The following is an 11924-nucleotide window of genomic DNA, read 5'->3' on the forward strand; positions in this document are numbered from 1 at the left end:
TCGGAAGGCCGTAAACGCCGCGGTCGCTAGTTGCCGGCCTTGATGCGACTCCAGGCGCGCGTCCGCACCCGCTCGATGGGCTGCGGCAGCGGTTGCACCACATAGAGCTTCTTGAGCATGTCCGGAGTGGGCACCAGGTCGTGGTTGTCGCGGATGGCGGCGGTCACCAGCGGCATGCCCGGCTTGTTGGCGTTGGGGTAGCCGAGATAGTCGCTGATCCCGGCGATCACCTTGGGTTCGAGCAAGTAATTGATGAAGGCATGGGCCTGGTCGACGTTGGCGGCGCTGGCCGGAATGGCCCAGGTGTCGAACCAGATGGGCGCGCCCTCGCGCGGCAGGCGCCAGTCCACCACCACGCCGTTGCCGGCTTCCTTGGCCCGGTTGCCGAACTGATAGAAGCTGCCCGAATAGCCCACCGCCACGCAGATGTCGCCGTTGGCGATATCGGTCATGTACTTGGTGGAATTGAAGTAGGCCATGTAGGGGCGGATCTTCAGCATCAGCGCCGTGGCCTTCTCGTAGTCCTTGGCGTTGGCGCTGTTGGGGTCCAGGCCCAGGTAGTGCAGCACCACCGGCAGGATGTCCGAGGGCGAGTCCAGCATGGCCACGCCACAGCTCTTGAGCTTGGCCATGTTCTCCGGCTTGAACACCAGGTCCCAGCTGTCCACCGGTGCGTCCGCCCCCAGCGCCGCCTTGACCTTGGCCGGGTTGAAGCCGATGAGGATGGTGCCGTACATGTAGGGCACGCCGTACTGGTTGCCCGGGTCGTTGACCTCCAGCAGCTTGAGCAACTCCGGATCGAGATTCTGCCAGTTGGGCAGCTTGCGCTTGTCCAGCTTCTGGAAGACCCCGGCCTTGATCTGGGTTTCCAGGAACTGGTTGGAGGGAATCACCAGGTCATAGCCGGAGCGCCCGGTGAGCAGCTTGGCCTCCAGCGACTCGTTGCTGTCGAAGGTGTCCCAGGTGACGCGGATGCCGGTCTGCTTGGCGAAGTCCTTGGGCGTCTCGGGCAGGATGTAGTCGGCCCAGTTGTAGACCCGCAGTTCGCCGGGATCGGCGGCCTGGACGGCGGTGGCGAGCAGGGCGCCACCGAGCAGGGTGGTGAGCGGACGCAGGAGGCTGTGCATGGTCGGATTCCTCGCGATAGGGATCAGGCGCCGTCGAAGGCGGCCAGGACGTTCACCGTGTTGATGCCGATCTCCGCCACGGCGTAACCGCCTTCCATGACGAACAGGGTCGGCAGGCCGAGCCGCGCCAGGCGTTCGCCCAGGCGCAGGTAGTCGTCGCTCTCCAGCTTGAACTGGGAAATGGGATCGGCCTTGAAGGTATCCACGCCCAGGGAGACCAGCAGCAGGTCCGGGGCATAGTCCTGCACGCGCGTCAGCGCTGTTTCCAGGGCGGCGCTCCAGCTGTCCCAGGCGCTGCCGGCGGGCAGCGGCAGATTGAGGTTGAAGCCCTGGCCCGCGCCGCTGCCGGTCTCGTCGGCATAGCCGAGGAAGAAGGGGAATTCGAAACCCGGATCGCCGTGCAGCGAGAGGAACAGCACATCGTTGCGCGCATAGAAGATGTCCTGGGTGCCGTTGCCGTGGTGGTAGTCGACATCGAGGATGGCCACCCGCCGGGCGCCGCCGTCGAGGGCGGCCTGGGCGGCGATGGCGGCGTTGTTCAGATAGCAGTAGCCACCCATGACATCGGCCGCGGCGTGGTGGCCCGGCGGGCGGCAGAGGGCGAAGGCGCTGCGCGCGCCCGCGGCGACCTCGGCCCCGGCACTTAGGGCCACCTGGGCGGCGCTGTAGGCGGCCTGCCAGGTGCCGGCGGTGATGGGCGCGCCGCCGTCGAAGCTGTAGTAACCGAGGCGTCCGTGCAGGCTGGTGGGCGGCAGCACCTGGCGCAGGGTACGCGCCGGCCAGGTATAGGGCAGCAGATCCACGGTCTCGCCGCGGGCTGCCCATTCGTCCCAGGCGCCGGCGAGAAAGTCGAGATAGGCCGCGCTATGGACGCGTGCCAGCGGCGCCCGGCCGAAGTCCCTCGGCGCCACCACCTCGCCGAGCTGCCGGCGGTGACACTCGGCGAGGATGAATTCGACGCGCTGGGGTTTTTCGAAACAGGGCTGCAACTGGCCATCGATCAATTCGCAGCGACCGTGGTGCAGGGCGTGATCGGGACTGTGGTGGATGCGCATGGCGACTCCGGGCGGCGGGCTCTCCCCTGATTCTTGCCAGCCCGGCGACCCGCGACGAGAGGCGCAGCGGCCAAAAGGGGATAGATCCGGCCAGATTGCGCCCGGCGTCGGCCATCAACCGCCCTTGGCTTCGTAGACCACGAAGCGCTTCAGGGTCGGCTCCAGCACCTCCCAGGTGCCCTGGAAGCCGCGCGGCACGACGAAGCTGCTGCCGGGACCGAGCCGGGTGGCGTGGCCCTGGTCATCGGTGACCAGACTCACCCCTTCGAGAATCTGGCAGTACTCTTCCTCGGTGTAGTTCACCCGCCAGGCGCCCACCTCGCTGTGCCAGTGGCCGACGGCGAAGACACCGCTGCCATCCTCGTAGTCGAGCCAGAGGCTCTGCAGCGGATCGCCGACCAGGCGCTTTTCCGCCGGCAGGCGGTATTGCTGGGTGGGTTGGCCGCGCGCTTCGAGCAGTTTCAGCGAGGGCATGGAAAATCCTCCTTGGGGACGGGAAGCGCTCAGCATACGCTGGCCGCTAGAGCCGATACCCCCGCGGCGATTGTCCGCTCCAGCGGCGGAAGGCATGACGGAAGCTGGCGGTTTCGCTGAAGCCCATCACCTCGGCGATGCGATAGATGGGTAGCCGCTCCTGGGCCAGCAGGTCGCGCGCCCGTTCGAAGCGCAACTCGTCCAGCAGTTGCTGATAGCCGCTGCCGCCCGCCTGCAGGTGGCGGCGCAGGCTGCGCGGGGCCATGCCGAGGTGGCCGGCCAGGGCCGCGAAGGAGGGCGGGGCCGCCAGGTCGGCGCCCAGCAGGGTGCGGATGCGGGCGAGCAGGGCGCGCTGGCGATCCTGCTCGGGGGCCAGGCGACCGCACTGCTCCAGGGCGTCGCGATGGGTCACCGGATCGGCCAGGGGCAGCCCGCGCTCAAGCCAGGCAGCGGGAAAGGCCAGGCCGTTATAGGGCGCGTTGAAGGCCAGGGGTGTGGCGCCGAAGCAGTCGCCATAGCGCGCGCGATAGGCCGGCTCGGCGTGCCGAAAGGCCACCTGCACCAACGGCAGGGGCGTACCGAGGAGGTCGCAGCAGATCGCCAGCAGCGAGGCCAGGCAGCACTCGGCGTTGCAGCGCTCCAGTTCCGGCGCGAAGGGATGGTCGTCGGCCCTGAGCCAGGCCAGCTCGCCGTGGCGCTCCAGGCGCAGGGTGAAATAGGCGCCCAGCAGCCCCTGGTGGGCCAGGGCCGCCTGCAGCGCCGCGCCCAGGGTCGGGGCGCTGAGCAGGGCATAGCCGAGCAGGCCGTAGCCGGAGACGCGCAGCCGCCAGCCCAGCAGCAGCCCCAGTTCGGGCGGGGCGACCGGCAGGGCGTTGGCGATGACCCGCTGTTCCTGGGCCAGGGTGATGAGCCGATGGGGCTGTTCGAGATCGTCCAGCCGCAGGCCGCTGCCGGCCAGCAGCGGCGCCGCCCGGGCGGGCGTGTCGGCCGCCAGTTGCTGGAGCACCAGGGACACCAGGTTGAGATTGATCAGACCGGACTGACGCATGGGCAAACTCCCCGGGGCGGTGGCAGCCTTCCAAGCAAGAAGGATACCGCGCCCGCGGGGCGTTGCCGTCGGTTACCGCTCAGGTCTGGCGTGCGGGACTCAGACCTTGGCCTTCAGCGGTACGAGCCGCGGGGCGATCATGTTTTCCGGGCGCAGGATGTCGTCCAGGGTCGCCTCGTCCAGCAGATTTTCCTCGCGCACCAGCTCCAGCACGCCGCGACCGGTTTCCAGCGCCGTCTTGGCGATGCGGGTGGAGGTCTCGTAGCCCAGGTAGGGGTTGAGCGCGGTGACCAGGCCGATGGAATGCTCCACCTGACGGCGGCAGTGCTCGACGTTGGCGGTGATGCCGGTGATGCAGTGCTCGCGCAGCATGTCCATGGCGCGCTGCAGCAGGCGGATGGAGTCGAAGATCTTGTAGGCGATCAGCGGCTCCATGACGTTGAGCTGCAGCTGGCCGCCCTCGGCCGCCAGGGTCAGCGCCAGGTCGTTGCCGATGATCTCGAAGGCCACCTGGTTGACCGCCTCGGGGATCACCGGATTGACCTTGCCCGGCATGATCGAGCTGCCCGGCTGACGCGGCGGCAGGTTGATCTCGTTGATGCCGGTACGCGGACCGCTGGAGAGCAGGCGCAGGTCGTTGCAGATCTTCGACAGCTTCACCGCGGTGCGCTTGAGCATGCCGGAAAACAGCACGAAGGCGCCCATGTCCGAGGTGGCTTCGATCAGGTCGGCGGCGGGCTTGAGCGGCTGGCCGCTGATGTCCGCCAGGCGCTGCACGGCCAGCAGCTGGTAGCCGGGGTCGGCGTTGATGCCGGTGCCGATGGCGGTACCGCCCAGGTTGACCTCGGTGAGCAGCTCCGGCGCCAGGGTCTTGAGGCGCGCCAGGTCTTCGCCCAGGGTGGTGGCGAAGGCGTGGAATTCCTGGCCGAGGGTCATGGGCACCGCGTCCTGCAGCTGGGTGCGACCCATCTTCAGCACCTCGGCGAATTCCACGCCCTTGGCGGCGAAGGCGGTGATCAGGCTGTCCAGGCTGGCGAGCAGGGCGTCATGACCGAGCAGCAGGCCCAGGCGGATGGCGGTGGGGTAGGCGTCGTTGGTCGACTGCGCCATGTTGACGTCGTTGTTCGGGTGCAGGTGGCGATATTCGCCCTTGGCGTGGCCGAGCAGCTCCAGGGCGACGTTGGCGATCACCTCGTTGGCGTTCATGTTGGTCGAGGTGCCGGCCCCGCCCTGGATCATGTCCACCACGAACTGGTCGTGGAATTCGCCGCGAATGATGCGCGAGCAGGCGTCAACGATCGCCTGGTGCTTCTCGGTCGGCAGGTGGCCGAGCCGGTGGTTGGCGTCCGCTGCCGCCTGCTTGACCATGGCCAAGGCCACCACCAGCTTGGGGTAGTGACCGAGGGGCACGCCGGAGAGGCGGAAGTTCTGCACGGCGCGCAGGGTCTGGATGCCGTAGTAGGCATCGGCGGGGACGTCGAGGGTACCGAGAAGATCTTTTTCGAGGCGGACGGATGATGCAGAGTCGGACATGATAGCGTTGGGCTTCGATCGAGCGGCAGGCGCCGCGATGCCCTAGAATCTAGGCCTGCCAGCCGATCCCGGCCAATGCCGATCCGCCAAGCCTCATGCCGGATCGGCATAACTCTGGTTGTGACCTCGCGAGATCAAACGACGTATGGGTGCCATGAACATCGAATTCAAATGGCTGGAAGACTTCGTGGCCCTAGCGGCCACCCACAGTTTTTCCCAGGCCGCCGAAAAGCGTTTCGTCACCCAGCCCGCCTTCAGCCGGCGCATCCGCGCGCTGGAGGAAAGCGTCGGCCTGACCCTGGTGGACCGATCCCATACTCCGATCAGCCTTACCGAAGCCGGTCAGCTGTTTCTGGTCACGGCGCGCAGCGTGGTGGAGCAACTGGGCGAGACGGTGCGCCATCTGCATCACCTGGAAGGCGGGCAGGGCGAGGTGCTGCAATTCGCTGCCGCCCACTCCCTGGCCCTGGGCTTCTTTCCGCAGTGGATCGCCGGGCTGCGTGGCCAGGGCCTGGCGCTGGCCAGCCGGCTGGTGGCCACCAACGTCGGCGACGCCATTCACGCCCTGCGCGACGGCGCCTGTGACCTGATGCTGGCCTTCCACGATCCCGATGCCGCGCTGCAGATGGACCCGGAGCTGTTTCCGTCGCTGCACCTGGCGCACACCGCCATGCTGCCGGTCTGCGCCACCGATGGCGAAGGCCGACCGATGTTCCAGCTGGACGGGCAGAGCAGCGTTCCGCTGCTGGCCTACAGCGCCGGTGCCTTCCTCGGTCGTTCGGTGAATCTGCTCCTGCGCCAGCGCAAGCTGCGCGCCGTGACCCTCTACGAAACCGCCATGGCCGACAGCCTCAAGACCATGGCCCTGCAGGGCCTGGGCGTGGCCTGGGTGCCGCAGCTGTCGGTGGCGGCGGAGCTGGCCCGCGGCGAACTGGCCGTGTGTGGCGATGCCGCCTGGCAGGTCGGCCTGGAAATCCGCCTCTACCGCTGTGCCCTGTTGCGCAAGCGACTGGTGCAGCAGGTCTGGCGACATCTCGAAAGTCAAAGCCACGGCGGCTGATCGACGGTAGTCAACTATGCTGATATCGGCTTTTGGTTAGCCGACGTCCTGCAAGCCTTTTGCGCCTGTCTGCGCGACACTGGCACCTCTCTCACGGAGGTCAGCCATGCAGCGCATCCGCGTCATCGACTCCCATACCGGCGGCGAACCCACCCGCCTGGTTCTCGATGGTTTTCCCGAGCTCGGCCAGGGCAGCATGGCCGAGCGCCGCACCCTGCTGGCCGGCGAGCATGACGCCTTTCGGCGAGCCTGCATGCGCGAACCGCGCGGTAACGAGGTGCTGGTCGGCGCCTTGCTCTGTGAGCCGGTATCTCCTGCCGCCAGCGCTGGCGTGGTGTTCTTCAACGAGGTCGGCTACCTCGGGATGTGCGGCCACGGCACCATCGGCCTGGTGGTGTCCCTGGCTCATCTCGGCCGGATCGGCCCTGGCGATCACCTGATCGAGACCCCGGTCGGCGATGTCACCGCCACCCTGCATGACGACGGCAGCGTCAGCGTGCGCAACGTCCCGGCCTATCGCCATCGCCAGGCCGTCCAGGTGGAGATTCCCGGCCATGGCCCGGTCAGCGGCGACATCGCCTGGGGTGGCAACTGGTTCTTCCTCTGTGCCGATCACGGCCAGCGCATCGCCGCCGACAACCTCGACGGCCTGCTCACCTTCAGCCTGGCCCTGCGGGGCGCGCTGGAGGCCGCCGGTATCACTGGCGACCAGGGCGGCCATATCGACCATATCGAACTCTTCGCCGAGGATCCGGACGGCGCCGACAGTCGCAGCTATGTGCTCTGCCCGGGGCGTGCCTATGACCGTTCGCCCTGCGGCACCGGCACCAGCGCCAAGCTGGCGTGCCTGGCGGCCGACGGTGACCTGGCGCCCGGAGCCGTCTGGCAGCAGGCCAGTGTCATCGGCAGTCGTTTCGAGGCGCACTATCAGCCCGGCGACGAGGGTCGCATCCTGCCGGTGATCCGCGGCCGCGCCCATGTCATGGCCGAGGCGACCCTGCTGCTGGCCGCCGACGATCCCTTCGCCTGGGGTATCCCGGGGTGAAGTCCGTGGCGGAGGTCCTCGTCGTCGGCGCCGGCATCATCGGCGCCAGCTGCGCCGCGGCCCTGGCCGCGCGCGGCTGCCGGGTGCGGGTGCTGGATGCCGGCCTGCCTGGCGCCTCCGCCGCCGGCATGGGCCACCTGGTGGTGATGGACGACGACCCCGCCGAATTGACCCTGAGCGCGCGCTCCCTGGCGCTCTGGCGTGAGCTGGTGCCCCAGCTGCCGAGCGCCGCCGACTACCGCAACTGCGGCACCCTCTGGCTGGCGCGCGACGCAGCCGAGCTGGATCTGATCGACGCGAAGCGCCAGCGTCTGGACGCCCAGGGCGTCGCCAACCAGCCCTTGAATGCGGCCGCCACCGCCGCTGCCGAGCCGGCGCTGACCACCCTGGCTGGCAGTCTGGAGGTGCCCGGCGATGGCCTGCTCTATGCGCCGGTGGTGGCCGCCTGGCTGCTGCAGCGCTCGCCGCTGATCGAATTCCAGCGTGCCCGGGTGACGGCGGTCGAAAGCCGGCGCGTCCGCCTGGACGACGGTCGCTGGCTGACCGCCGATGCCGTGGTGCTCGCCGCCGGCCTGCAAGCCGCCAGTCTCTGCCCGGACCTGCCGCTGGTGCCCAAGAAGGGCCATCTGCTGATCACCGATCGCTATCCCGAGCAGGTCCGCCACCAGCTGGTGGAGATTGGCTATGGCGCCAGCGCCCACGCCAGCAGCGGTGCCTCGGTGGCTTTCAATGTCCAGCCGCGACCTACCGGGCAACTGCTGATCGGCTCGTCGCGGCAATTCGAGCGTCCGGACATGGCGGTGGAGCCTGCGGTGGTTGGCCAGCTGCTGCGCCGTGCCCTGGACTATCTGCCCGGCCTGACCCATACCTCGCTGATCCGTGGCTGGACCGGCCAGCGCGCCGCCAGTCCCGATGGCCTGCCGCTGATCGGCGCCCATCCCGAACAGCTCGGTCTGTGGCTGGCGGTCGGTCACGAAGGCCTGGGCGTCACTACTGCCCCGGCCACTGCCGAAGCCATCGCCAACGGGCTATTCGGCGAGCCTTCGACGTTCCACGTGGAACCCTTCGCACCGGCGCGTTTCACCACCGTGCCGAGGAGCCAGGCATGTTGACCCTGTTCATCGATGGCGAGCGCCTGGAGATTCGCCCTGGCAGCCTGCTCACCGCCGCGCTGGCCAAGAGCGGCAATCCCGCCGCGCGCCGTTCGGTAGGCGGAGAAGCCCGGGCACCGTTCTGCGGCATGGGCATCTGCCAGGAGTGCCGGGTACAGGTCGACGGCGTACGCCGCCTGGCCTGCCAGACGCCGTGCCAGGACGGCATGCAGGTGGAGCGCCTGTCATGAATAGCGCGAGCTGCGACCTGCTCATCATCGGCGCCGGCCCGGCCGGTCTCGCCGCCACCCGCGCCGCCAGTGGCCGCGGCCTGAACCTGGTGCTGCTGGACGACAATCCCTTGCCCGGCGGCCAGATCTGGCGCGCCCGGGCGGGCCAGGTGGCCGCCGAAGTCGGTCAGTTGCCGGCGGACGTCACCCTGCTCACCCAGACCCGCGTCGCCGCGGTCCTGGGACCACACCAGCTGCTGCTGGAAGACGCCCACGGCAGCCGGACCCTGACGTTCGACACCCTCATCCTCTGCACCGGCGCCCGCGAACTGCTGCTGCCGTTCCCCGGCTGGACCCTGCCCGGGGTGACCGGTGCCGGTGGCTTGCAGGCGCTGATCAAGGGGGGCGTGGAAGTGGCCGCTGAGCGCCTCGTCGTCGCCGGCACCGGTCCGCTGCTGCTGGCCAGCGCCGCTACCGCGCGCCAGGCGGGTGCCCGGGTCGCCCTGGTCGCCGAGCAGGCCGCGCGCCGTGCCCTAGTCGAATTCGGCCTGCAGCTCTGGCGCTGGCCGAACAAGTTGCGCCAGGCGCTGACCCTGGCCACTCCTCGCTATAGCCCCGGCACCTGGGTCGAGGCAGCACTCGGCAGCGAGCGTCTCGAAGCCGTGCGCCTGCGCCAGGGCGACCGTCGCTGGGAGGTCGCCTGCGACCGCCTGGCCTGTGGCTACGGCCTGGTACCCAATGTCGAACTGGCGCAGAGCCTGGGCTGCGCGACCCTGGATGGCGCCGTGGCGGTGGATGACCATCAGCGCACCAGCCAGCCGCACATCCTGGCCGCCGGTGAATGCACCGGCATCGGCGGCAATGAACTGGCCCAGGCCACCGGCCGTATCGCCGGCCTGGTCGCCAGTGACCAGCTCGACGCCATCGCTGGCGTGCAGACCGAGGCCCGTGCCTGGCGCCGCTTCGCCGCCCAGCTGGCGCGCACCTTCGCCCTGAATCCGGCCATTGCCCGGCTCGCCCAGCCGGATACCCTGGTCTGCCGTTGCGAGGACGTCGCCCTCGGCGCCCTGGTCGGCCATGCCGACTGGACCCAGGCCAAGCTGCGCAGCCGCTGCGGCATGGGCGCCTGCCAGGGCCGCATCTGTGGCCAGGCTACCCGCATGTTGCTGGGCTGGACGCCCCCGGCGCCGCGCTTTCCCCTGCAACCCACCCGTATCGACAGCCTGCTGGCCCTGACCGAGGACGAGAAATGAATGCCGCCGCCCACCTGGACGCCCTGAGCCGCGCCCGGCCCGCCAACCTGCCCGCGCTGCTGGCCAGCCTGAGTCTGGTGGCGCCGCTGCTCGATGCCATCCCCGGCGTGGTGTTCTTCGTCAAGGACCTGGACGCGCGCTATGTGCTGGTCAACCTGACCCTGGCCCAGCGCTGCGGCTACGAGGACGTCAGCGAATTGCTCGGCAAGACCGCCGAGGAAGTCTTCCCGGCGCCCCTGGGTGGCGCCTACGCCGAACAGGATCGTCGCGTGCTGCGCGAAGGCCTGGCGCTGGATGACCAGCTGGAATTGCACCTCTATGCCGGGCGTACCCCGGGCTGGTGCCTGACCCGCAAGCTGCCGCTGCACGACGCCCAGGGCCAGCTGATGGGCATGGCCGGCATCTCCCACGATCTGCAGGCGCCCGCCGCCGATCACCCGGCCCACGCCAAGGTGGCCGAGGTCGATCGCTATCTGCGCGAGCACTATGCCCAGCCGCTCTCGGTGGGCGAACTGAGTCAGAGAGTCGGCCTGTCGGTCTCCCAGCTCGAACGCCAGTGCAAGCGCATCCTGCGCCTCACGCCCCAGCAGTTGCTACACAAGGCCCGGCTCGACGCCGCCTCGCGCCTGCTGGCCCGCGATCTACCCGTCACCGAAGTGGCCCTGGCCTGTGGCTATACCGACCACAGCGCCTTCAGCCGTCAGTTCCGCCGTCTCACCGGCCTGTCGCCCCGGCAATACCGCGACTCTCTCAAGCCCCGTTCCCGTCTGGAGGAAACCCCCGCATGAGCACTCCCCGCGTCAACTGGAGCGGCGTCTTTCCCGCCGTCACCACCCAATTCAACGACGACTTCTCCGTCAACCTGGAAAAGACCCATGGCGTGATCAGCAATCTGGTGCGCGATGGCGTCTCCGGTCTGGTGATGTGCGGCACCGTGGGCGAGAACACCTCCCTGACCCTGGAAGAAAAGATCTCCCTGGTGGAGGTCGCCAAGGACGCTGCCGGCGGTCGCGTGCCGGTGATCTGCGGCGTGGCCGAATTCACCAGCCTCAATGCCACCCGCACCGCCCAGGCGGTAGGGCGCGCCGGCGCCGACGGCATCATGCTCATGCCGGCCCTGGTCTACTCGGCCAAGCCCCACGAGACCGCCGCGCACTTCCGCAGCGTGGCCAGCGCCCTCGACCTGCCGCTGATGGTCTACAACAACCCGCCGATCTACAAGAACGATGTCACCCCGGACATTCTCATCTCCCTGGCCGACGTCGACAACATCGTCTGCTTCAAGGATTCCTCCGGCGATACCCGCCGCTTCATCGACGTGCGCAACGAGGTGGGTGACCGCTTCGTGCTCTTCGCCGGTCTCGACGACGTGGTGCTGGAAAGCATCGCCGTAGGCGCCGAGGGCTGGGTCTCGGGCATGTCCAACATCTTCCCCACCGAAGGTGAAACCATCTTCCGCCTGGCCAAGGCCGGCCGCTTCGCCGAGGCCATGCCGCTCTACGAATGGTTCATGCCGCTGCTGCACCTGGATGCCCGCCCGGACCTGGTGCAGTGCATCAAGCTCTGCGAAGAACTCGCCGGCCGCGGCAGCGCCCTGACCCGCCCGCCACGCCTGGCCCTGCCCGACGCGGACCGCGCCTTCGTCGAACGGCTGATGGCCAAGGCCCTGGAAACCCGCCCGCAACTGTCGGACGTGGGGATCTGAGGCTGGGCTTATCGCGGCTATGGTGGTTCGCCGCTGCGACCGCTCTGCCTTAATCGCGGCCATGCCGGTGCGCCGTAGCGACCGCTCCTACAGTCGTGTCTGAACCTGTAGGAGCGGCCCATGGCCGCGATAAACACAACGCTTCAGCATGACTTTTCGCCGCAGGGAACCGGAACACCCGAGCTCTCAAGCTACGCTAATCCGCTCCCTCTCCCGCTTGCGGGAGAGGGCTGGGGTGAGGGCGCTCTTCAAGGCGATCCCCCCCGAATCATCCAGCCCTCTGGTCCGTACCTTTCACCCCAC

Annotated in this window: 12 protein-coding genes; 7 read left to right on the top strand and 5 right to left on the bottom strand. The window is 68.6% G+C overall.

Features of this window, described 5'->3' with window-relative positions; genetic code table 11:
* Nucleotides 1-26: 26 nt before the first annotated feature.
* The 5 genes from OMP44_RS18255 to aspA form a co-directional block, all read right to left on the bottom strand.
* The gene (locus OMP44_RS18255; protein WP_280310189.1) at nt 27-1127 is read right to left on the bottom strand and encodes a polyamine ABC transporter substrate-binding protein; all 1101 of its coding nucleotides are present in this window, start codon (nt 1125-1127) and stop codon (nt 27-29) included.
* 23 nt (nt 1128-1150) lie between these two features.
* Nucleotides 1151-2182 (bottom strand): histone deacetylase family protein, encoded by a 1032-nt coding sequence (locus tag OMP44_RS18260; RefSeq protein ID WP_280310190.1) that lies wholly within the window; start codon nt 2180-2182, stop codon nt 1151-1153.
* A 114-nt stretch (nt 2183-2296) separates the two neighbouring features.
* Nucleotides 2297-2656 (bottom strand): cupin domain-containing protein, encoded by a 360-nt coding sequence (locus tag OMP44_RS18265; protein WP_280310192.1) that lies wholly within the window; start codon nt 2654-2656, stop codon nt 2297-2299.
* A 46-nt stretch (nt 2657-2702) separates the two neighbouring features.
* A complete protein-coding gene (locus tag OMP44_RS18270; protein WP_273861016.1) occupies nt 2703-3704 on the bottom strand; it encodes an AraC family transcriptional regulator in 1002 nt (333 codons plus the stop codon).
* Between the two features lie 99 nt (nt 3705-3803).
* Nucleotides 3804-5237 carry an aspartate ammonia-lyase gene (aspA, locus tag OMP44_RS18275; protein ID WP_133860164.1) on the bottom strand — a complete coding sequence of 478 codons (1434 nt, stop codon included), beginning with the start codon at nt 5235-5237 and terminating at the stop codon, nt 3804-3806.
* A 154-nt stretch (nt 5238-5391) separates the two neighbouring features.
* On the opposite strand from aspA, the gene OMP44_RS18280 reads away from it, so the two are divergent.
* From OMP44_RS18280 to OMP44_RS18310, 7 genes are all read left to right on the top strand, one after another.
* Nucleotides 5392-6297 carry a LysR substrate-binding domain-containing protein gene (locus tag OMP44_RS18280; RefSeq protein ID WP_187980717.1) on the top strand — a complete coding sequence of 302 codons (906 nt, stop codon included), beginning with the start codon at nt 5392-5394 and terminating at the stop codon, nt 6295-6297.
* A 106-nt stretch (nt 6298-6403) separates the two neighbouring features.
* Entirely contained in the window at nt 6404-7342 is a 939-nt protein-coding gene (locus tag OMP44_RS18285) for a 4-hydroxyproline epimerase (protein WP_273861017.1), read from the top strand.
* On the top strand, nt 7339-8454 hold the full coding sequence (locus OMP44_RS18290; RefSeq protein ID WP_280310196.1) for an NAD(P)/FAD-dependent oxidoreductase: 1116 nt from the start codon (nt 7339-7341) through the stop codon (nt 8452-8454). The genes OMP44_RS18285 and OMP44_RS18290 overlap by 4 nt, the downstream gene beginning before the upstream one ends.
* Nucleotides 8448-8684 (top strand): (2Fe-2S)-binding protein, encoded by a 237-nt coding sequence (locus OMP44_RS18295; protein ID WP_027600458.1) that lies wholly within the window; start codon nt 8448-8450, stop codon nt 8682-8684. The genes OMP44_RS18290 and OMP44_RS18295 overlap by 7 nt, the downstream gene beginning before the upstream one ends.
* Entirely contained in the window at nt 8681-9916 is a 1236-nt protein-coding gene (locus OMP44_RS18300) for an FAD-dependent oxidoreductase (protein WP_280310198.1), read from the top strand. The genes OMP44_RS18295 and OMP44_RS18300 overlap by 4 nt, the downstream gene beginning before the upstream one ends.
* Nucleotides 9913-10704 (top strand): AraC family transcriptional regulator, encoded by a 792-nt coding sequence (locus OMP44_RS18305; protein WP_280310200.1) that lies wholly within the window; start codon nt 9913-9915, stop codon nt 10702-10704. Before OMP44_RS18300 ends, OMP44_RS18305 begins: the two co-directional genes overlap by 4 nt.
* On the top strand, nt 10701-11621 hold the full coding sequence (locus OMP44_RS18310; RefSeq protein ID WP_187980714.1) for a dihydrodipicolinate synthase family protein: 921 nt from the start codon (nt 10701-10703) through the stop codon (nt 11619-11621). The genes OMP44_RS18305 and OMP44_RS18310 overlap by 4 nt, the downstream gene beginning before the upstream one ends.
* Nucleotides 11622-11924: the final 303 nt, after the last annotated feature.

Origin of the sequence: Pseudomonas flavocrustae, from assembly GCF_029872515.1 — a bacterium.
In the GTDB taxonomy this organism is placed as follows: Bacteria; Pseudomonadota; Gammaproteobacteria; order Pseudomonadales; family Pseudomonadaceae; genus Chryseomonas; species Chryseomonas aestiva.

Excerpts from the sequence above, each read along its gene's own strand:
- OMP44_RS18255 (WP_280310189.1), bottom strand. The coding sequence starts at position 1,127 with ATGCACAGCCTCCTGCGTCCGCTCACCACCCTGCTCGGTGGCGCCCTG.
- OMP44_RS18260 (WP_280310190.1), bottom strand. The coding sequence starts at position 2,182 with ATGCGCATCCACCACAGTCCCGATCACGCCCTGCACCACGGTCGCTGC.
- OMP44_RS18265 (WP_280310192.1), bottom strand. The coding sequence starts at position 2,656 with ATGCCCTCGCTGAAACTGCTCGAAGCGCGCGGCCAACCCACCCAGCAA.
- OMP44_RS18270 (WP_273861016.1), bottom strand. The coding sequence starts at position 3,704 with ATGCGTCAGTCCGGTCTGATCAATCTCAACCTGGTGTCCCTGGTGCTC.
- aspA (WP_133860164.1), bottom strand. The coding sequence starts at position 5,237 with ATGTCCGACTCTGCATCATCCGTCCGCCTCGAAAAAGATCTTCTCGGT.
- OMP44_RS18280 (WP_187980717.1), top strand. The coding sequence starts at position 5,392 with ATGAACATCGAATTCAAATGGCTGGAAGACTTCGTGGCCCTAGCGGCC.
- OMP44_RS18285 (WP_273861017.1), top strand. The coding sequence starts at position 6,404 with ATGCAGCGCATCCGCGTCATCGACTCCCATACCGGCGGCGAACCCACC.
- OMP44_RS18295 (WP_027600458.1), top strand. The coding sequence starts at position 8,448 with ATGTTGACCCTGTTCATCGATGGCGAGCGCCTGGAGATTCGCCCTGGC.
- OMP44_RS18300 (WP_280310198.1), top strand. The coding sequence starts at position 8,681 with ATGAATAGCGCGAGCTGCGACCTGCTCATCATCGGCGCCGGCCCGGCC.
- OMP44_RS18305 (WP_280310200.1), top strand. The coding sequence starts at position 9,913 with ATGAATGCCGCCGCCCACCTGGACGCCCTGAGCCGCGCCCGGCCCGCC.
- OMP44_RS18310 (WP_187980714.1), top strand. The coding sequence starts at position 10,701 with ATGAGCACTCCCCGCGTCAACTGGAGCGGCGTCTTTCCCGCCGTCACC.